This window comes from Ferrimonas futtsuensis DSM 18154 (assembly GCF_000422645.1).
GTDB lineage: Bacteria > Pseudomonadota > Gammaproteobacteria > Enterobacterales > Shewanellaceae > Ferrimonas > Ferrimonas futtsuensis.
Genome location: NZ_AUGL01000017.1, coordinates 24,399 through 43,898, shown reverse-complemented (window position 1 = coordinate 43,898; position 19,500 = coordinate 24,399). Strand labels below are relative to the sequence as shown.

The following is a 19,500-nucleotide window of genomic DNA, read 5'->3' as shown; positions in this document are numbered from 1 at the left end:
ATATGACCATAGGAGTGGGGGGATCCTGTCCCGAACAACAACTGCAGCAACTGCTGCCGATGACCCAAGGGCTGCGCCCCATTGACGCCGAGGAGTACCTCCAGCGGCAGGCCGCGGTGACGGCCGCCATGAGGGAAGAGGGGATCCGCGCGCTGTACATCAACGCCGGAGTCAATTTGCGCTACTTCACCGGCCTCAAGTGGTCCGCCAGTGAGCGCATGGTCGGGGCTCTGCTGATGGACAGCGGCGACCTCATCTACATTGCCCCCCATTTCGAGTGGGATACCCTCAAGGAGTTCATGCTGGCGCCAGGGCCCATCGCCGGATGGCATGAGCACGAGTCCCCCTACGATCTGGTGACCGGGTTGCTGAATGACCACGGGATCAGCGGCGGTCAGGTGGCGGTTGACCCTTCGGTGCCGCTGTTTCTCTACGACGGGTTGAGGCTGGCCGGTGGCGCGCTGGAGTGGGTCAATGGTGGCGCTCTGTTCCAGTCTCTGCGTGCCTGCAAGAGTGAGTCTGAACTGGCCATCATGCAGTGTGCCAAAACCATGACCCTTGAGGTGCACAAGGCGGCCGCCAGGATCCTCCGGCCGGGCATTACCACCACCGAGGTGGTGGAGTTTATCGACCAGGCACACCGCAAGGTCGGGGCGCCGGGCGGCTCCAGCTTCTGTATCGTACTCTTCGGTCTTGCCACCAGTTTCCCCCACGGCGTCAAGGAGCCTCAGGTCCTGAAAGAGGGGGACTGGGTGCTGATCGATACCGGCTGCATCCTCGAGGGGTACCACTCGGACATCACTCGCAGCTACTGCTTCGGAGAGCCCAGCGAGCGTCAGCGCCTGGCCTGGGAGGCGGAGAAGGCGGCTCAGTTGGCGGCTTTTGAGGCCGCTCAGCCGGGCCGCCCCTGTGAATCGGCGGACTATGCCGCGCGCGAGGTACTGCATTCCTATGGCTTCGGGCCCGACTACCGACTGCCCGGCCTGCCTCATCGCACCGGTCATGGGTGTGGCATGGAGATCCACGAAGGGCCCTATCTGGTGAGAGGGGAGGGCCAGCCCCTGGTCTCCGGAATGGTGTTTTCCAATGAACCCATGCTGGTTCTGCCTGGTGAGTTTGGTGTCAGGCTGGAGGACCATTTCTACATCACCGACAACGGGCCGCGCTGGTTTACCGAGCCGGCCCACAGTGTCGATGATCCCTTCGGTTACCACAGTGCCTAAAGTCCTCTTCCGGGGCGGCGAAAAGTCGTCGCCCCCGACAACCACTTAGAGTAACTTGGTTGTCAGGCACCACACGGAATTTGTGTATGAGTCAGTTCAAATTGGCGCTTCGGGCTCTGGAGCGCAACGATCTTAAGTTTGTCCATTACCTCAACAACAACCGCAACATCATGGCCTACTGGTTCGAAGAGCCCTATGAGTCTTTCGACGAGCTGGAGCAGCTCTACAACAAGCATGTCCATGACAATGCCGAACGGCGGTTTGTGGTGGAGGATGTGGATGGGGAGCTTATTGGCCTGGTGGAGCTGATTGAGATCAACTACATCCATCGCAGCGCTGAGTTTCAGATCATCATCGCGCCGGAGCATCAGGGCAAAGGGTTGGCCCGGCAGATGATCCACAAAGCCCTGGATTACTCCTTTACCATTCTCAACCTGCACAAGGTCTATCTGCTGGTGGCGGAGGAGAATGAGCGGGCACTGCATCTGTATCGGGAGTGCGGCTTCCTGGAGGAGGGGCATCTGGTTCAGGAGTATTTTATCAATGGTCGCTACTGTGATGTTAAGCGAATGTACATTCTGCAACATCAGTATCTTGCATTGCACACCACTCCGCCGAATTAGGGGGGCGGTCGGCACCGGTGACCGGGAAGGCTGTCGCGGCTCTTTACCCTGTTGACCGAATTATCATCAGCTTGGAATAAGGTTGTAACAAAGTGGGTTTTGACCTGTGATCCTTTGAAGGCTAGTATCGTGGGGTTTTGAATCTATTAGCTCCATATATCATAAGGATATGCTGATGAAACGCGTGATTATTGGTGGCCTGTGCGCCTCCGCCCTGCTGGTAGCAGGCTGTGCCCAAAATGAAACTTCCCAGCCTACTGCTGTTGCTCAAGCCGTTCAGAAGCAGCTGAGTTCTGGCATCGAGTTCCAGAACTTTGACACCACAGTCCGTCCCCAGGACGATTTCTACTCTTACGTTAACGGTACCTGGATGAAGACCACCGAGGTACCCGCGGATCGCACCAGCTCCGGTGCTTTCTATGACCTGCGTGAGAAGGCCCGTGATGACGTTAAAGTGATCATCGAAGAGCTGGCCGGCATGCCTGGTCTGAAAGCGGGCAGCGATGAACAGAAGGTGGGCGATCTGTACCGCTCCTTCATGGACACCGACACCATCGAGCAGCTGGGCCTGAACCCGCTCAAGCCTGAGATGAGCAAGATCGCCGCCATCGACAGCCGCGACGACGTGGTGGCCTACTTTGCCCACAGCCAGATGATCGGTGCCGGTACTCCCATGGCGTTCTACGTTAACGTGGATGCCAAGAACTCCGAGCGTTACGCGACCCACATCTGGCAGGCCGGCCTGTCTCTGCCTGATCGTGACTATTACTTCAACGAAGGCGAGCGCTTCGTCAAGATCCGCGAGGGTTTCCTGGCACACATGGAGAAGATGTTCACCATGGCCGGTGTGGCTAACCCAGCCGATGCTGCCAAGACCGTCATGGCCATCGAGACCGCTCTGGCCAAAGGTCACTGGACCCGTGTTGAGAGCCGCGACAGCGCCAAGCGTTACAACAAGTACCAGGTGGCCGACCTGTCCAAGCTGTCTGCCAACATCGACTGGAACGGTTACCTGAAGGTGATCGGCGGCGATAAGCAGCCTGACATCATCATCAACCAGCCCAGCTACATCGAGACCCTGGGTCAGGTTCTGGCTGACAACTCCGTTGAGGATTGGAAGACCTACCTGAACTGGCATCTGCTGACCTCCTACGCCAGCCTGTTGCCCAAGCAGTTTGATGACGAGAACTTCGCGTTCTTCTCCCGTCAGCTGAACGGCCAGGAAGTGCAGAAGGAGCGCTGGAAGCGCGCTGTGTCTCTGGTGAGCGGCAACCTGGGTGAGGTTGTGGGTAAGGTGTACGTTGAGAAGCACTTCCCGCCAGAAGCCAAGGCCCGCATGAGCGAGTTGGTTGAAAACCTGCGCAAGGCCTATGGTGCCAGCATCGATGAGCTGGACTGGATGAGCCCCGAAACCAAGGTGAAGGCCAAAGAGAAGCTGGCGGCCTTCACGCCTAAAATCGGTTACCCGGACAAGTGGGAAGATTACTCCGCCCTTGAGATCAAGGCCGACGAGCTGATCGGCAACTCCATTCGCTCCTCCCTGGTCTCCCATGACAAGGATCTGGAGAAGCTGGGTGGCCCAATCCGCCGCTATGAGTGGCACATGACTCCACAGACTGTAAACGCCTACTACAGCCCTGTGATGAACGAGATCGTGTTCCCGGCAGCCATCCTGCAGCCTCCGTTCTTCAACATGAACGCAGACGATGCGGTGAACTATGGCGGCATCGGTGCGGTCATCGGCCACGAGATGGGTCACGGCTTCGATGATCAGGGCTCCCGTTACGATAAGGACGGTAACCTGAAGAACTGGTGGACCGAGTCCGACCTCAAGGCGTTCCAGAAGCGCGGCAGTGCCCTGGTTGCCCAGTACGACGGCTACCAGGTGTTCCCCGACCTGAATGTGAACGGCAAACTGACTCTGGGTGAGAACATCGGCGACCTGTCCGGTGCCACCATCGCCTACAAGGCGTATAAGATGTCTCTGGAAGGCAAAGAAGCCGCGGTAATGGACGGCCTGACCGGCGACCAGCGTTTCTTCATCGGCTGGGGTCAGATCTGGCGTGGTAAGTACAAGGAGCAGGCGCTGCGTAACCGCGTTGCCACCGATCCGCACTCACCTTCCCAGTTCCGTGCCAACGGTCCTCTGTCCAACATGGATGAGTTCTACTCCCAGTTCGACGTGAAGGAAGGCGATGCCATGTATCTGCCACCTGAGAAGCGCGTAAAGATTTGGTAAAATAAATCTCGCGACAATTCAACACCCTGCCTCGGCAGGGTGTTTTTGTATTAACACTTTGTCGATGAAGGCCGATACAGGAAGAACAGCCTGGTCCCGACGCTGTGGCTAGCAATGTGTAAGCCAATTTTAGGGAGAGACACAGGCTGTCGCTGTAATACCAGGGATCGTTTGTCGTGATAACCGGCCGGTCCTTAATCGCTGCCACCGGCAGCACAATAAATACCACGCAGATAGGTAGAGATGATGAAGTTATCCGTAGTGAGCCTGGCCCTGATGGCCGTTGCCGCACCCGCAAGCGCCGTTGTAGGCATGGATGCCAAGAGTGCCGGTGCCGGCTATACCGGTATCGCCAGTGGCGATTTCACCCGCGCCCCTCTGAACCCCGCCCTGTTAACCCGTTTTCAGGAGAGCGATGACCTCTACATTCGCCTGGGGGCAAGTGCCCTGGCCAAGGAGTATGAGGATGCCCTGGATCAGGTGGATGATACTCAGGACGCCATTGAGCGCTTCGAGGACAAAATCAACGCCATGGATCCCAACGATCCGCCTACCCAGGCTGACGCCGACGCCCTGTTGCGCGAGCTCGAAGCCCTGGACGACACCCGCCTCGTGGGCGAGGCCAACCTGGATCTGGGGATTTTCGCACCCTCTAAGAGTCTGGCCTGGGGACTGACCATCGGCGGCTATGTGGTGGGCAACGGTGATTTTGATTACGACGATAATGATCGGGTTCTGGTAGAGCAGGCCCTGGTGACCGGTGTCTTCGACCCGGATCTGCTGCAATCCGAGGGGGTGGCCCACGCGGTGGTGGTGTCCGAGGTGGCCCTGAACCTGGCCCGCGAGTTTAGCCTGCCCAGCATCGGCGAGTTCAGCATCGGCGTCTCTCCCAAGTATCAGCGTCTGGATACCTATCTGTACCGCGCCAACATCAACAATTACGACAACGAAGACTACTTCGAGGACGAGTACCTGAGCGACGACTCAGGGTTCAACCTGGATCTGGGTTTCTACAAGAGTTATGGCAACTGGCGGTTCGGCCTGGTGGGCTACAACCTGGTGGAACACTCCATCAAAAACGTTGAAGGCCACACCATCACCCTGGAGCCGACCTATGCGGCGGCTGTCGCCTGGCAGAAGGGGATCTTCGGTGCCACGGTAGAGGCGGATCTGATTGAGGATGAGTCCTTCGTGGTGGAGAGCAATGCGCCTCAACTGCTCAGGGCTCGTCAGCTGGTGCGCACCGGCCTGGAGCTGAGCTGGACTCACCTCCAGCTGCGCGGGGGCTATGTGACGGACCTGTCAGACAACTACGATGATCTGTTGACCGTTGGCCTGGGCATTACTCCCTGGGATACCTTCAGCATGGATCTGGCGGCGCAGTTTGGCGATGACGAAGAGCGCGGTGCCTCGCTGCAACTGGGCTGGAAGTTCTGATCGCTCCTCAAGGTAGTTAAGGGCCTGTCTGTAACCTGACAGGCCCTTTTTTCTTTAAGGAAGCAATGCGGCTATCGCCTTAACTTGTAAGGTGCCGGTTACAGCGCCACTGACGCCTTCAGCCACAGCTTGTCACCCTCCGGCCTGCTTTCCGACATCACCTCTGCCTGGTAGCGGGCTTCGATGGACCATCCCTGGCCGCTGTACATCACCGCGGGCCCAACCGCAAAGGCTTCGCCCCGGTTACCGTCTCCGACTGTCTGGCCGTTGAGCTTGTCGTCGGTCACCTGCTTGTAGTAGTAACCGGCCAGGCCATAGGTCCAGTTATCACGGTGGTAGCCCACCGCATAGTCGAAATGGAACTCGTCGCCGGACTCATAGTGGGTGTCGCCGTTCTCGAAGTTCAGGTCGTACATGAACTTGGCCGACAGCTCCAGTCCGGAGGCGGGCAGGTAGGTGATGGCAAACACCGGCTCTACCGTCCAGTAGTTGCGGCCAATGTTGGCCAGCCTGTCGGCATCGAAGTCGCCGACGGGCGCCACGATCTCCAGCGCCGCTCCGAAATGCAGTTCCGGTGTGTGCCAGGAGAGCACCAGGGGCGAGAAGGCGATGTCACCCAGCCCGGAGTCGGTGGAGGAGAGCTGCGTCGGCCCCATGGCCATCTCGGCGCTCAGGTGCACCAGCGGCAGCACCACATAGATGCCGTAGTTGGCACCGAACAGCTTGTGATCGGTAATGTAGGCGATACGGGAGACGTCGCTGGTGGCGTTCAGCTTGAACTCCACCGGCAGCGGGTCGCCGCCACTGTCGTTCATCCGGTTCACGCTGTAGTGATTGAGGTAGTTCATGTAGTACAGGCCCGGGGGCGGCAGGGCGCCCGCCATAAACCCTTCGACGCCATTGGGGTAGGCGCCGCCGCCATATTCGGTGGCCTGGGCGTTGGGGCAGGCCGCCAGCAGCATCGGCAGGGCCAACTGCCGTAAATGGATCCATTTCGGCTTCATAATTCGATTCTCTCCGGCCATCATTTGCTGTGCTTCATATGGTCAACGGCACTCAGTGCCGCCTTGCGGCCCGAGTAGGTAGCCCAGGCGAAGGCGTGGCCAGAGGCCCACAGGGTGTAGGTGTCGGAGTAGAGGCCACCCACATCGTTGCCGCCGACGTACAGGCCGGGAATGGGCTGCTCATTGGCGCCGAGTACCTGAAGTTCGCGGTTGACCTTCAATCCGCCGATGGAGGTGAAGTGGTAGGGCAGCAGCTTGACCGCGTACAGCTTGCCGTGATCGATGGGGCGCAGCCAGCGGTGTTCTTTAACGAACTCCTCGTCGTAGTGCTGGCCGGCATACTTGTTGTAGTTGTCATAGCTCAGCTGCAGCGTCTTGGCGGAAACGCCGATCTCCTTGGCCAGCCCTTTTATGGAGTCGGCACTCTTGAAGTTATTGCCCTTGGCGGCCAGGGCCTGCTTAATCTCCTGGCGGATGTTGCTCAGCTTGGTGGTGACCGGCACCATCACGCCCACGCCGTTGTCCACGCCGGTAGTGGCGGCGTAATCGACGGCGTAGTCGTCGAAGATGGCCCAGGCGTAATTGTCTCGCTGGCGGGCGATGGCGTTACCGGCCTGGGCAAAGCTGAAGGCGATCGCCTCATCCACGAACCGCTCGCCGTGGTTGTTGACCCACATGTTGTTGGGTTGCCAGGTCATGGTGTACAGGGCGCCCAGGGGAATGATCCCCTTGCCCTCGGTGCCCGGATGAAGCATCAGGTTTTCGCCTTCGTGATCCGCGCCGATGTTGCGGGCCATCTCGATGCCATCGCCGGTCTTGTTCAGTGGCAGGGTCGGCTTGAACTTGGTGCCGTCAAACTCGGTCCACTCGTTGATCTTCTCCACACTGTTGCCAAAGCCGCCGGTTCCGATGATGACCGCCTTAGCGTGGATAACGATATCGTTACCCTTGTGGTCCTTGGCTTTTACCCCGGTCACCTTGCCACTTTCATAGATAAGGCTGCTGGCCGGGGTGCGGGTCATGATCTCCACCCCCATCTCCTTGGCTTTCTCCTGCAGCGCACCGATCAGCACCGCGCCGTGGATAAGATGATCCTTCTTTTCAATCTCATGCCATACCAGAGGTTCGGTTGGGGATATTTGAATCGCCTTGAACTCAATGCCCTGCTGATGAAGCCAGTCGATATTATCGGCAGAGTGGTTTACAAAATCGCGAATCAGCGGGATATTGGTTTTATAATGTGAAAACTCGACAATATGCTTGAACGCCTCATCTTTGGAGAGGCCATAGGATTGTTGACGTTGGCTTTCACTTTCGACGGCAAATAAACCTTCGGCGAAAGCTGAGCTGCCGCCAAGGTATACGTTTTTTTCCAGTACAATCACCTTGGCGCCTTTTTCGGCGCCGGCAACGGCAGCGGACATTCCGGTTGAACCGCCACCAATAACGGCGATGTCGGTATTCAGGTTGATGGTTTTTGCGAAGGCACAGTGGCTGGCCATTGCCATCGCGCAACTGAGCAGAGTGAGTTTAAAATTACCTTTCATCATTATCTCCCTAGGCTTCTATTTGTTTTTACGGGTGATTGGACCGTGACAGTCCTGGCAGAAGTTGTTCAGCTTGTCGTGGTCGCTATGACACGCGGTGCAATCCAGATCTTTGAAGTGGGGGCTGAGATGAGGGTTCAGAGCCATGTCAGCGGTGCGCTGGCCCAGTGTTTCGAATGACTCATGGCAGTTGAGACAGCTTGGGTTGCGTATGGCTGCAGAGACCTCTTTGCCGTGACAGGAAGCGCATTTGATTCCCTGTTTAAGGTGGCTTTTTTGCAGTCCGAGCTCGGTGGCTAAGGTGCCGGAGGAGAACAATATTGTTGCCGTTAACAGTAGAGATAAACTTTTCATTATATTTATCCAGATAGCTTATAAACCATAGATTGTTGAGTCATGTTAATGCTCGGCTAAGATTGTATTGTCCGAAGGTGGAAATTCTACCGGGCATATCCCTGTTGCTGCATAGGTAATGCCTCCTATGCGGGGGAGTACGATGTTAATAAGCTCGACATCTTGAGTCAGAAAATTATTCCCGTGGCACCGGGATTTGTGACGGTGGAAACATGGCCTGGAGACGATATAGGTAAAACTACCTACGTCGAGCGGGTAACATCTTCAGTGCATCGAGGGGAAGGTTCTTTTCGCACTCATAAATACCGTGGGATACTCTGTATTGATTTTGCGATTTGATGCACGTTTTAACGAATTCCCTCGATCAGAATTAGTTAATGATGGATTATATTCATCTGAGTGATTCGGCGTTGAGCCGTTGCTCGGGGTGTAGTTGACGAGCGACTTAAGTATCAGTTTTTTAGAATGGGGCGACTCTATTGGCGATGAGTGATGACCGTTACAGGTTGATGTTCGACAATGTGCCGCTGGGCTATCTGTCCCTGGATGTCGATGCCAACATCATCGATTGCAACCGTGCCTTTGCCACCCTGCTGGGCTACGGCGAGCAGGAGCTGCTGGGATGTACCTTTGCAAGCATTCTGCACGACAGGGTCGAATACCATCGGGCGGTCTCCTTTCCGGAGTTTAAGCGCCGCGGGGAGGCCAGGGACATCGCCTTTACCCTGAAACACCGTAACGGCGAACTGGTGCACGTCGTGATGCACGGCAAGGTCCGCTACGATGAGCGGGGCGGGTTTATCCAAACCCACTGTATGGTGATTGATGTGTCCGACAAGGTAGCCCTGGAGCGGGAGTTGGTCAGGCTGACGACCGCAGAGCGGCAGCGAATCGGCCACGACCTGCATGACGGCGTCGGCCAGGAGCTGACCGGCATCGCCTTTGTCGCCAGTGCCCTGGTTCAGCGGCTGGACCGCGGGGATGCGGAGCTGCTGTCCATGGCAGAGACGCTCAAGGCGTCGGCGGCCAGGGCCAAGGGGTTGATGGCCGATGTACTGCAGGGGTTAAGCCGGGTGGCGGATGTGCCTGAGGGGCTTAGTGTCGCCATGGCCAGGTTGACCGACTCGGTTCCAGCGCTGTTTGGGGTGGCCTGCCACTACCGGGAGCTGGGCCGGGTCCGAATCGAGGACAACCTGATCGCCTCGAACCTGTATCTGATCGCCCATGAGGCGATCCACAACGCCCTTAAGCACAGCGGCTGTGCGGTGATAGAGGTGACTCTGACCGCCAGTAAGGGGGACTTGCGGCTGGAGGTCGCTGATGATGGCCTGGGCCTGCGCTCAGAGTGGGAGGGTGCCGATGGTATGGGGCTGAAGATCATGAAACACCGCGCGTCGGTGCTGGGAGCTTCGCTGCAAATTCACTCCGGCGATAACGGCGTCACCGTCTGTTGCGAGTTGCCCAGGCAGCCGGGACAGGAGGAGAGGGAATGACCGGGACAGGCGCAAAGGTGCGGATATTGGTGGTCGATGACCATGCCATCGTCCGCGAGGGGCTGGCGATGTTGATCGGTCATGAGCGGGATATGACGGTGTGCGGTCAGGCCGACGGCGAGGCGTCGGCTTTGCAATTGTTGGCGGAGCGGGCGGTAGAGATCGCCGTGGTGGATATCTCCCTAGGCGATGACAGTGGTCTGGCGCTGATCAAGCGGATACGCCGGTCTCACCCTGAAGTGAGGGTTATCGCCTTCTCCATGCACCCTGAATCCATCTACGCGGAGAGGGTGGTTCGCGCCGGCGGCTACGGTTACGTGATGAAGAGTGAACCTCCCGAGGTGCTGATCGACGCCATCCGCCAGGTTCGGGCCGGTAAGGTCTACCTGAGTGATGAGATGACCGGTTTTTTGCTGAACAAGGTGGTCAACCCCAAGGAGTTTCAGACCGAGGGGGTCAAGAACGTCGGTGTGCTGTCGGACCGGGAGCTGGAGGTGTTTCAACTGGTCGGCAAGGGGGTGCCGACCAAGGAGATCGCCAAAAGGCTGGATATCAGCGTCAAGACTGTCGATGCCCTTCGGCAGAAGATGCGCGTGAAACTGGGGTTAGAGAGTGCCTCTGAGCTGGTGAAGTTCGCCATTGAGTACGTTCATGCGATGTGAACCTACCCCCGTGCATCAGAAGGCCAGCCCCGGGGGCTGGCCTTTTCTTTGGCAGAAACTCAGCTTTCCGGCAGCGGCTGGCGCTTGCGGCGCAGCCGGGCAGGGGACTTGAGCCTCTGTGTCAGAAATACCCCCAACAGGGTGAGGCTTCCCCCCAGGTAGTGGGCCAGGGACAGGCTTTCGCCCAGAAGCCATACCGCCAGTGCGGTGCCGATCAGCGGGTTCAGGTTCATAAAGGCGGTGCAGCGGTTGGCCCCCAGGGCCTGAATGCCCCGCAACCAGCTGTAGGTGGCGAACAGCGAGGCCACCAGCGCGGCAAACAGCACCATGGGCCAGGCGTCGGCAGAAACACTTCTGTCCCCCTGGGTCAGGTAGACCGGCAGCAACCACAGGGCACCCATGCTCATCTGCAGAAACAGCGAGGGCCAGGTGGAGAAGGGCAACTTCCACCTGCGCAGCAATACCCCGTACAGGCCATAACAGACCGCACCCAACAGCAGCAGCATGTCGCCCTGGTTGAGGCTCTGACTCAGCAGGTCCATGGGATGTCCCTGTGTCAGCAGCACAGACAGACCCAGGAAGGAGATCAGTGAACCGGCCACCATGCCCTGAGTGGGCGCCTCCCGGTTCAACACCACGCCCCAGGCCATGGTCATCATGGGGACGACGGAGCCGATCAGTGCGATGTTGGTGGCCGAGGTGGTCTGAGCGGACACGTAGGTCAGGGTCTGGAGCACCACCATGCCCAGGGCACCGAGGACACTGAGCTTAAAGAAGTTCTTACGAATGGCACGGCGTTGGCGCCACAGGGTGGGCGCCACAAAGGGAAGCAGCACCAGGGCAGCCAGTAACCAGCGATAGAAGGCGATGGTTCCGGGGCTGACCACATCCACGGACATCTTGCTGACAATACCGTTTCCCGCCCAGGCGATCACCGTTGCCAGGGGGAAGAGGTAGGCGGATTTGCTCACAGGCAACGACTCCACACGAAAAGGGTTATCTACTACGGGAGCGCATTGTAAATGTGACAGCAAAAATAGATATAACGATTTTCTGACAAGGTGTTATGCTCTCAGGACAGATTTTTGTGATCGGTACAGAACAGTTATGGATCAGCAGCTTGCCAGCGAAGTTTTGGAGCGATATCCGCTGCCGTTTGAAACTTCCGCCAGTGATATCTATCTGCACCGGGAAGATATCGCTGCCGACACCACCTTCCTGCCCCACAGCCACAGCTGGGGTCAGTTGAATGTGGTGGAGCAGGGGGTGATTGAAATCACCGTGGATGGCCGTCCCTTCCTGTCTCCGCCTCAGTATGCCATCTGGATTCCGCCCCTGGTGGAGCACACCAGTTACAGCCGGCAGAAGGTCAGCTACCGGGCCCTGTACCTGCGGCCGGAACTCTCGGCCAGGCTGCCGGGTAAGGCCTGCATGATCCGCCTGTCCGGGGTGTTCCGGGCGGTGATGGAGGACTTTGCCGATCGCCAGCAACAGTACGCCAGCACCCCGGAAGATCATCGTCTGGCCATGGTGCTGGTGGATCAGCTGCTCAGAGAGGAGCCCATGGCCGCCTACCTGCCTCACAGCGATGAACCTCTGCTGAGGCCAATTCTGACTGCCCTGCAGCAGGACCCGTCGGACAAGCGCACTTTGGCACAGTGGGCAGAGCAGGTGTACAGCACCGAGCGTACCCTGACCCGACATTTCCATCGTCATCTTGGTATGAGTTTCAGTGACTGGCGCCAGCGATTGCGGTTTCTGGAAGCCCTTGGGATGCTTCGCCGGGGCATGAAGGTGAACCAGGTGGCCCTGGAGCTCGGCTACTCCAGCCCGTCGGCCTTCATCACCATGTTCAGCCGGTTGTCCGGCACCACCCCAGAGCAATATCGGCGTCAGAGAAATCGTCAGAGGGGGGCTTAGCAAATCCCTGCACTGCACAGTAGAATGGTTGAAGGTCGGCGCCAATGCCGACAAGAGTAAGTTATAGATCAAGGAAGTAGACAGTGGCTGATTACACCAATGTTCGCCGTGAATACCTGAAGGGCGGCCTGCGTCGCAAGGATCTCCCCGAAGACCCCATGGCACTGTTTGAAACCTGGATGAACCAGGCCAGTGAAGCGGGAATGTCCGATCCCACCGCCATGAGTCTGGCCACGGTCGACAGCCATGGCCAACCTTTCCAGCGAATCGTCCTGCTGAAGAAATTTGACCGGGATGGCCTGGTGTTCTTCACCAACCTGGGCAGCCGCAAGTCGGAACATATGGCGCACAACCCCAAGGTCAGCCTGCTGATGCCCTGGCATGAACTGGAGCGTCAGGTGCACTTTACCGGCGAGGCGGAGCCTCTGACCAAGCGGGAGGTGCTGGCCTACTTCGTCACCCGGCCCAAGGACAGCCAGATCGGTGCCTGGGTCTCCCAGCAGAGCAGCCGAATCTCAGCCCGGCAGGTGTTGGAGTCCAAGTTCTTCGAACTCAAGCAGAAGTTTGCCAAGGGGGAAGTGCCGCTGCCGGATTTTTGGGGGGGCTACAGGGTCAAGCCGGATTCGGTGGAGTTTTGGCAGGGCGGTGACCGGCGTCTGCACGACAGGTTCCTCTATACTTCCGATGGTAAAGACTGGCAGGTGGAGCGATTGGCACCCTAAAGTGTGCTGGTGCGTCGGTAGGTGAGCCTGACCTCTCCATTGGACTTGCAGCCCACCTCTCGCCAGCCAAGATGCAGGTAGAAGCCATGGGCCCGGGTATGGGCGTCGGTGGAGAGACGGATCTCTTTCACTCCCTGATCAAACAACCAGTTACAGGTGGCGTCCAGCAGCCGCCGTCCCAGTCCCTGGCCCTCCCATTCCGGCAGTAGGAACAGGGCCCAGATACTGGCGTCGATGGCGTCGGCGATGGCGAAGCCGACGATGCGATCACCGACTTCGCAGACCCAACCCCGGCCTCGCTCCTTCAGGTAGCTGGCCACATCGGCATCCTTGATGCTGCCGGGCACCGACAGGCGATTTTCTCGCACGGAGTTGCGCACCACCTGGATGGCGGGAATGTCTTGCCATTTGGCCGGTCGCAGTTGAATTTGGCTCACCAAGGGGTCCAAATTTTGTCCAAATCTGGTTTAATGATAATTAAACCGCTGAAAAACGCCAGAAATCCCGAGTGTTTCCATCGGGTGTTTCGACCAGTTACACAAATGGTTTTCGTTATAATGCAGCGCAATCTTAAAGCAATGGGGTATAAAGATGGCAGATCTTGATCATCTGTTTGAGCGCAACAAGCAGTGGGCTGAGCGCGTCGAGAAAGAGAATCCAGAGTTTTTCAGCCAACTGGTGGAACAACAGTCTCCGGAGTATCTGTGGATCGGTTGCTCCGACAGCCGGGTGCCCGCCAACCAGATTATCGACCTGGCCCCAGGCGAAATCTTCGTTCACCGCAACATCGCCAACGTGGTGGTTCACAGCGACATGAACTGCCTGTCGGTCATCGAGTACGCCGTTGATGTTCTCAAAGTGAAGCACATCATCGTATGCGGCCACTACGGCTGCGGCGGTGTCAATGCGTCCATGCAGGGTGATTACCTCGGCCTGGCCAGCAATTGGCTGCGTCACGTTCGTGACACCTACGAAGACCACAAGTTGCTGCTGGACAAGATGGAAGCCGAAGACCGCGGCAACCGCCTGTGTGAGCTCAACGCCATCGAGCAGGCGGCCAATGTCTGCCAGACCACCATCTGCAAGGCCGCCTGGGATCGGGGCCAGGATCTCAGCGTTCACGCCTGGATCTATGACCTGAAAGGGGGCTTGATCACCGACCTGGGTCTGACCGTCAACGGTCGTGGCCAGGTGTGGGAAGCGCGCAAGGCGGCCATTGACACCATCAACAGCCAGTAACCTCCCGGTCATTTCTTGCTATAGTCTCCTTAGGAGTGAAGGTAAGCGGCGAAAAAAGTTGCTCTTTTTTCGCCGATTTCCATGGAGTGCAAGATGATCGTCCGTCCCCGCCAGTCTAAGCAGTATCGCGGCGAGATCCGCAGCAGTCAGAGCGCATCAGAGGTGTTTCCGCTGATGTGTCCGGTGCGCGAGCGTGAATGGGTTCCCGGATGGGACCCCCTGATGGTATGGAGTAACAGTGGCCGGGTAGAGTCCGATTGCGTTTTCACCACCCAGGAACCTGCAGGACAGGCCACCTGGTATGTACTGAACTCCGATCCCGACAAAGGGCAGTTGGAACTGCTTAAAACCCTGCCAGAGCAACTGCTCACCCGTATTCTCATTGGCGTCTGCCCGGCACCCCAAGGGTGTGTCATCCAACTCAACTATCTGTATACCGCCATAGGACCCAGGGGCGAGAAGCAGCTGGAACGCCTGGATGAGGGGTTTTGGGAAGAGTTTGTTCAGCGCTGGGACAAGGCGTTAACCCGCTATTTTGATCACCAGAAAAGGACCGCATGATGGCCAGATGGATTGCTTTGATGTTCCTGTTGTTGGCCCAGCCCGCATGGGGTTGGGATCTGGACCCCAAGTTGGAGCCGTTGCGCCCCTTCCTGGGTAAGGTGTGGCGTGGCGAGTTTTCCGACTCGACGCCGGACAAGCCGGTGATCGATGTGTCCCAGTGGCAGCCTGCGCTGCAGGGCAAAGCGGTGCGCATTACCCACTCCCTCAACAAGGGGCAGTATGAGGGGGAGACCATGATGGTGTGGGATGAACAGGCAAAGAGTCTGGTGTTCTACTACTTCACCACCGCGGGTTTCTACACCAAGGGTACAGCCTACGCCAAAGAGGGTGTGTTCTATTTTCACGAACAGGTCGCGGGTGCCGGAGACGGGGTCAAAGAGGTCCGGTCAGAGGTGCGCTTGGTGGATGGCGAGATGCACCAGCAGGCGTACTACCTGAAAAACGGCGACTGGGTGAAGGGGCACAGTGCCATCTATCAGGCCGTGCATTAGTGAGCCTGGGCAGGATCAAAAACGCCTCGCGACCGCGAGGCGTTTTAGGTTCTGGTGCTCAGGATACCTTCTTGTGCTCCTCCTCGGGAGCAACGAACTGCGCCAGCTCATCGGCGAACACCTGATGCAGCTCCTCTTCGATATCGCGCAGACGCTCTCGCAGCTCCGAGATGGTTTGAGCGTCCTTAAAGCGCCTGTGTAACAGGGTATTGAGTTCAGTTCTGGACTGCATCAGTAACCTCCTTAACCTACTGAACTCAAGTATGGGCGCCCCTAAGGAAATTGCCAGTCGACCTTAGTTCAGTTTTTGTGGCTTCAGAACCTGTTACCTGATTTGTACCAAAATCAGCCGATGATCGCCACGGAATTGCACCACACTATTTCCGAACACTGCATTCGAAGAACCAGTTTAGGCCGTTAGAACGGCTCTGGGTCACCGATAGCGGCGGCGGCTTCGGCCGCAGGCGACCGGGCTGTGTGGCTCAGGCTTTGGGCTGCACCTTCTGACGGTTCCCGAACGCCGGCACACCATAGTGACGCAGGTAGCCCACCAGGTTGGAGAGGATAAACAGCGACTCCATGGCGATGGCCATGGGCGAGCCCACCACGATGTTGTGTGCCAGCCAGAAACTGATGCCCACCAGCATGGTCAGCCTGAGCTGGCGATCGCAGCGGCGAAATGCCGCCAGGGTCTGAATGGTGCTGCCAATGCCGCTGAGCAGACTGGGCAGGCCTCCCCAGGTCAGCCAGGTGACCGCCACCCCGGCCGCGACAAACACCCACTGCCAGGCCCTGGCGGTGCTGATCATGCTGACGGCAAAACGGCTGCTGGCCAACAGCATCAGCCCGGCGCCTGTCCATTGTTCCAGCAGCGCGAAGTGCAGGGCGGTCAGCAGAGTGGAGAGACACAGGCACTGAAGAATGCGGCGGCGTCGCCGAAACTGAAATGAGATCAGGTCCAGCACAATGGCCACGGCCACCAGCGCCTGGGAGAGCAGAAAGGGAGACATCTTAGTTCCAGGGGAAAAACAGTGGCGTCAGTGTCCCCTTAACCGAGGCCATGTGCATTAACTTTGGTTAATGCGCCGGCGAATCCGTGACAGGCTGATGGGGCTGATGCCGATGTAGCGGGCCAACTGGGCCTGGCTGATGCTGTCGACCCATTCGGGCCACCGCTCGAGCAGCGCCAGGTAACGCTCCTGGGGCGTGTTGAGCAGGAAAAACGCCTCCTTCTCCTCCTTGTAGAGCAGCTGCTGTTTCATCAGCGCCAGAGTGACTCCCTGCCATTGGGGCAGCGCCAGCAGCGAGAGGGGCACCTTGAGGACCTCTACGGGGGACAGGGCTTCCAGCTGATACTCGGCGGGGCGATCATCCAGCCAGCTGGCATAGAGAAAGCAGAGCTCATTGGGAAAGTAGAACTCTTTGCAATGTTCCTGGCCGTCGTCGGAGTAGTGGCAGGCCCGCAGGACACCACTGCCCAGGAAAAAGGCGTGGGTTTGACGCGTCCCCTGGGGCAAGAGTACCGAGCCTCTGGCCAGAGCCTGAATCTGACAGCTGGCCAGCCGGGGCAGGGGCGCGCCCTGCGCCCCCCCCAGTTCTGACAGAAAGGCGTCGAATTGCTCGGTGATCACGCCTCAGGCCCCGCAGGGATCAGAGCCACCGGGCCGCCTTTTCCTCGTCGGTGACCGACAGCACGCTGGTGGATTGGGCGGCGGCAGTCAGTTCCAGTTCGCCACTCATCAGCTCATCGCGACGGAACCAGTGGCACTGGAGGCGGGCCCCGACGCCGTAGCGATTCAGGCGTTTGTCCAGGTCGCTGCTCACCTGCAGGCCGTCGACGGCCACCAGGTTATCGCCGGCCGCCAGACCCAGCTTGTGGGCACTGCCGCCTTCGGTCACATTGACAATCTTTACCCCCAGGCCGGCGACACTGTACTTGGCGCCAAGCTCTGTGGTCAGGCCCTCGCCACTGGTGCCGCCCTTGTCGCCGTTGGAGGTGGCGGCGCGCAGGCTCAGTTCGATGCCAAACTCTTCGAGCAGAGGGACCAGCGGCAGATCCTCGGTGGAGCGGAGCCAGGCGAACAGATCAGAGGCGTCGCGGCCGATGAGTTCGCCGACGATCTGCTGATGGGTGTCATCTTCGGTACCGATGCCCTGACTGCCATAGTCGGCCCACAGGCGCTGCATCAGATGGTCGATATTGGCCTGGCCGCCGGTCTCCTTGCGGATGGAGAGATCCAGGAACAGGGCAAACATGGCCCCCTTGGTGTAGTAGCTGACGATGGCGTTCTGGGCATTTTCATCCTGCTTGTAGAACTTGGTCCAGGCATTGAATGAGCTGTCGGTCAGGCTCTGTTTGAAGCGGCCACTGCCCCGGGTGACCCGGGTCATCAGCTCTCCGAGCATGGTCAGGTAAGTGTCACGATCCACACAGCCTGCCCGGTAGGTCAGCCAGTCATCGTAGTAGGAGGTGATCCCCTCATAGGCCCAAAGCTGGCCGGTGTAGCTCTCCTGCTCCAGGTCATAGGGGACAAAGCGGGCGGGCTTGATCCGCTTGACGTTCCAGTTGTGGAAGTACTCGTGGGAGCAAAGGGAGAGGAAGGTTCGGTAGCCCTCGGTCATCTCGGTTTCGCCCTTGGCCGGCAGGTCGCCGCGTCCGCACACCAGGGCGGTGGACGCCCGGTGTTCCAGGCCGCCAAACCCCTCGCCCAGGACCATGGTCATGAACAGATAGTAATCGTAGGGAGCCTGACCACCGAAGAGGTCGATCTCAGTTTCGCAGATCTTCTTCAGGTCGGCGCAGATGCGGTCGGTGTCGGCCCAGTGACGACCGGTCAGCACCAGATCGTGCTGGACGCCCCGTGCCTGGAAGCTGGCCAGGGTAAAGGTGCCCATCTCCACCGGATGGTCGATAAGCTCATCGTAATCGGCGGCCTGGTAGCGGCCAAAGGCGTAGCGCTCGGTACTTTGGGCCAGAGGCATGGCGGTGGCGACGCGCCAGTCGCTGTATTGGTTGCCGGGGGGGGGCAGGATATCCAACTGAACCGATTCGGCCTCGCGGCCCTCCACCTTCAGGAACACGCTGGTGCCGTTGAAGAAGCCATGGGTCTGATCCAGGTGGGCACTGCGCACGGACAAATCCCAGGCGTACACCCGGTAGCTCAGGGTCAGACTGTCGCAATCCTCCTCCAGCTGCCAGCGTTGCTTATCCAGCTGGGTCAGCGTTACCTGACGCTGACCATCAAACCCTTTGACCTCGATCAGATTGCGGGCGAAGTCTCTTACCATGTAGCTGCCGGGAATCCAGCTGGGCAGGGAGAAGCGTTGGCCCGGGTGGCTGCTGCCCACCTCGAGGGTGACTTCAAACAGATGGGCGTGTGGGTCGATGGGACAGATGCGGTAGAGCAGCATGGTCTTGGTATCCTTTGGCTTGGTCCGGAGTGTGTGACGGACGCGGTCCTCGAGGGTAAACCCTTGTACTCCTGCGGGAGTGCCGAATCGGTGGCCGATTCCTTGTGTGGTGGTTTCCCTAACTTTGATTTGCCAAGTATACTGAGATTCTTGGACAAAACCGACTAGCGGGAGCCTGTAAAATGGCCGAAGAAACCATCTTTTCCAAAATTATCCGTCGAGAGATCCCGGCAGAGATCCTCTACCAGGACGATTTGGTCACCGCCTTCAAGGACATCAGCCCCAGAGCACCTCAGCATGTGCTGATTGTCCCCAATATCCTGATCCCCACCCTGAACGACGTTAAGGCGGCGGATGAGCCCGCCCTGGGCAGAATGGTGACCGTGGCCGCCAAGCTGGCCAAGGAAGCCGGCATCGATGAGGATGGCTACCGGCTGATCATCAACTGCAACCAGCACGGCGGTCAGGAGGTGTTCCACATCCACATGCACCTGCTCGGTGGCAAGCCCCTGGGGCCGATGCTGGCGGTGTAGCAGACCTTTTGAAAAAAAAGCAGCCGGCCGGCTGCTTT

Annotated in this window: 21 protein-coding genes; 12 read left to right on the top strand and 9 right to left on the bottom strand. The window is 58.5% G+C overall.

Annotated elements, in window-relative coordinates:
- Nucleotides 1–2: 2 nt before the first annotated feature.
- The 4 genes from G505_RS0112050 (at nt 3) to G505_RS0112035 (ending at nt 5,522) form a co-directional block, all read left to right on the top strand.
- A complete protein-coding gene (locus G505_RS0112050) occupies nt 3–1,223 on the top strand; it encodes a M24 family metallopeptidase (RefSeq protein ID WP_028109783.1) in 1,221 nt (406 codons plus the stop codon).
- A gap of 86 nt (nt 1,224–1,309) precedes the next feature.
- Nucleotides 1,310–1,846: a spermidine N1-acetyltransferase gene (gene speG, locus G505_RS0112045; RefSeq protein ID WP_028109782.1), complete on the top strand. Its 537-nt coding sequence runs from the start codon at nt 1,310–1,312 to the stop codon at nt 1,844–1,846.
- A 175-nt stretch (nt 1,847–2,021) separates the two neighbouring features.
- Nucleotides 2,022–4,085: a M13 family metallopeptidase gene (locus G505_RS0112040; protein ID WP_028109781.1), complete on the top strand. Its 2,064-nt coding sequence runs from the start codon at nt 2,022–2,024 to the stop codon at nt 4,083–4,085.
- 246 nt (nt 4,086–4,331) lie between these two features.
- On the top strand, nt 4,332–5,522 hold the full coding sequence (locus G505_RS0112035; RefSeq protein WP_028109780.1) for a conjugal transfer protein TraF: 1,191 nt from the start codon (nt 4,332–4,334) through the stop codon (nt 5,520–5,522).
- Between the two features lie 98 nt (nt 5,523–5,620).
- Here G505_RS0112035 and G505_RS0112030 read toward each other — a convergent pair whose 3' ends face one another.
- The 3 genes from G505_RS0112030 to G505_RS23500 are packed head-to-tail and all read right to left on the bottom strand — an operon-like array spanning nt 5,621 to nt 8,427.
- The gene (locus G505_RS0112030; protein WP_169628215.1) at nt 5,621–6,526 is read right to left on the bottom strand and encodes a SphA family protein; all 906 of its coding nucleotides are present in this window, start codon (nt 6,524–6,526) and stop codon (nt 5,621–5,623) included.
- Nucleotides 6,527–6,546: 20 nt separating this feature from the next.
- Entirely contained in the window at nt 6,547–8,073 is a 1,527-nt protein-coding gene (locus tag G505_RS0112025; RefSeq protein ID WP_035385359.1) for an FAD-dependent oxidoreductase, read from the bottom strand.
- Between the two features lie 18 nt (nt 8,074–8,091).
- Nucleotides 8,092–8,427, bottom strand: coding sequence for a cytochrome c3 family protein (locus tag G505_RS23500; protein WP_028109777.1), 336 nt, complete (start codon nt 8,425–8,427; stop codon nt 8,092–8,094).
- Between the two features lie 485 nt (nt 8,428–8,912).
- Between G505_RS23500 and G505_RS0112015 the strand changes: the two genes are divergently transcribed.
- Together G505_RS0112015 and G505_RS0112010 are read left to right on the top strand one after the other, a co-directional pair.
- A complete protein-coding gene (locus G505_RS0112015) occupies nt 8,913–9,920 on the top strand; it encodes a PAS domain-containing sensor histidine kinase (protein ID WP_028109776.1) in 1,008 nt (335 codons plus the stop codon).
- Nucleotides 9,917–10,582 carry a response regulator transcription factor gene (locus G505_RS0112010; RefSeq protein WP_028109775.1) on the top strand — a complete coding sequence of 222 codons (666 nt, stop codon included), beginning with the start codon at nt 9,917–9,919 and terminating at the stop codon, nt 10,580–10,582. Before G505_RS0112015 ends, G505_RS0112010 begins: the two co-directional genes overlap by 4 nt.
- Nucleotides 10,583–10,641: 59 nt before the next feature.
- Here G505_RS0112010 and G505_RS21435 read toward each other — a convergent pair whose 3' ends face one another.
- Nucleotides 10,642–11,553: a DMT family transporter gene (locus G505_RS21435; protein ID WP_051216132.1), complete on the bottom strand. Its 912-nt coding sequence runs from the start codon at nt 11,551–11,553 to the stop codon at nt 10,642–10,644.
- Nucleotides 11,554–11,689: 136 nt separating this feature from the next.
- Here G505_RS21435 and G505_RS0112000 point away from each other — a divergent pair, with 136 nt between their 5' ends.
- Together G505_RS0112000 and pdxH are read left to right on the top strand one after the other, a co-directional pair.
- Entirely contained in the window at nt 11,690–12,502 is an 813-nt protein-coding gene (locus G505_RS0112000) for an AraC family transcriptional regulator (RefSeq protein WP_084643968.1), read from the top strand.
- An 83-nt stretch (nt 12,503–12,585) separates the two neighbouring features.
- Nucleotides 12,586–13,224 carry a pyridoxamine 5'-phosphate oxidase gene (pdxH, locus tag G505_RS0111995; RefSeq protein ID WP_028109773.1) on the top strand — a complete coding sequence of 213 codons (639 nt, stop codon included), beginning with the start codon at nt 12,586–12,588 and terminating at the stop codon, nt 13,222–13,224.
- Here pdxH and G505_RS0111990 read toward each other — a convergent pair.
- The gene (locus tag G505_RS0111990; RefSeq protein WP_211219968.1) at nt 13,221–13,661 is read right to left on the bottom strand and encodes a GNAT family N-acetyltransferase; all 441 of its coding nucleotides are present in this window, start codon (nt 13,659–13,661) and stop codon (nt 13,221–13,223) included. The two genes, pdxH and G505_RS0111990, sit on opposite strands and share 4 nt — an antisense overlap.
- A 154-nt stretch (nt 13,662–13,815) precedes the next feature.
- On the opposite strand from G505_RS0111990, the gene can reads away from it, so the two are divergent.
- The 3 genes from can to G505_RS0111975 all read left to right on the top strand — a co-directional run bounded on the left by can (nt 13,816) and on the right by G505_RS0111975 (nt 15,518).
- Nucleotides 13,816–14,463, top strand: a complete 648-nt coding sequence (gene can, locus G505_RS0111985; protein WP_028109771.1) for a carbonate dehydratase — start codon at nt 13,816–13,818, stop codon at nt 14,461–14,463.
- 93 nt (nt 14,464–14,556) lie between these two features.
- Nucleotides 14,557–15,024, top strand: a complete 468-nt coding sequence (locus G505_RS0111980; RefSeq protein ID WP_028109770.1) for a hypothetical protein — start codon at nt 14,557–14,559, stop codon at nt 15,022–15,024.
- Nucleotides 15,024–15,518, top strand: coding sequence for a hypothetical protein (locus tag G505_RS0111975; protein WP_051216131.1), 495 nt, complete (start codon nt 15,024–15,026; stop codon nt 15,516–15,518). The genes G505_RS0111980 and G505_RS0111975 overlap by 1 nt, the downstream gene beginning before the upstream one ends.
- 58 nt (nt 15,519–15,576) lie before the next feature.
- Here the strand turns inward: G505_RS0111975 and G505_RS23060 are convergent, their stop codons facing one another.
- From G505_RS23060 to G505_RS0111955, 4 genes are all read right to left on the bottom strand, one after another.
- Nucleotides 15,577–15,750 (bottom strand): hypothetical protein, encoded by a 174-nt coding sequence (locus G505_RS23060; protein ID WP_157509183.1) that lies wholly within the window; start codon nt 15,748–15,750, stop codon nt 15,577–15,579.
- Between the two features lie 250 nt (nt 15,751–16,000).
- Nucleotides 16,001–16,528 carry a YgjV family protein gene (locus G505_RS21430; protein ID WP_051216129.1) on the bottom strand — a complete coding sequence of 176 codons (528 nt, stop codon included), beginning with the start codon at nt 16,526–16,528 and terminating at the stop codon, nt 16,001–16,003.
- A 57-nt stretch (nt 16,529–16,585) separates the two neighbouring features.
- Entirely contained in the window at nt 16,586–17,149 is a 564-nt protein-coding gene (locus G505_RS21425) for a Crp/Fnr family transcriptional regulator (protein ID WP_051216127.1), read from the bottom strand.
- A gap of 19 nt (nt 17,150–17,168) precedes the next feature.
- Nucleotides 17,169–18,929 (bottom strand): M61 family metallopeptidase, encoded by a 1,761-nt coding sequence (locus tag G505_RS0111955; protein WP_028109768.1) that lies wholly within the window; start codon nt 18,927–18,929, stop codon nt 17,169–17,171.
- A 182-nt stretch (nt 18,930–19,111) separates the two neighbouring features.
- On the opposite strand from G505_RS0111955, the gene hinT reads away from it, so the two are divergent.
- Nucleotides 19,112–19,462 (top strand): purine nucleoside phosphoramidase, encoded by a 351-nt coding sequence (gene hinT / locus G505_RS0111950; protein WP_028109767.1) that lies wholly within the window; start codon nt 19,112–19,114, stop codon nt 19,460–19,462.
- Nucleotides 19,463–19,500: the final 38 nt, after the last annotated feature.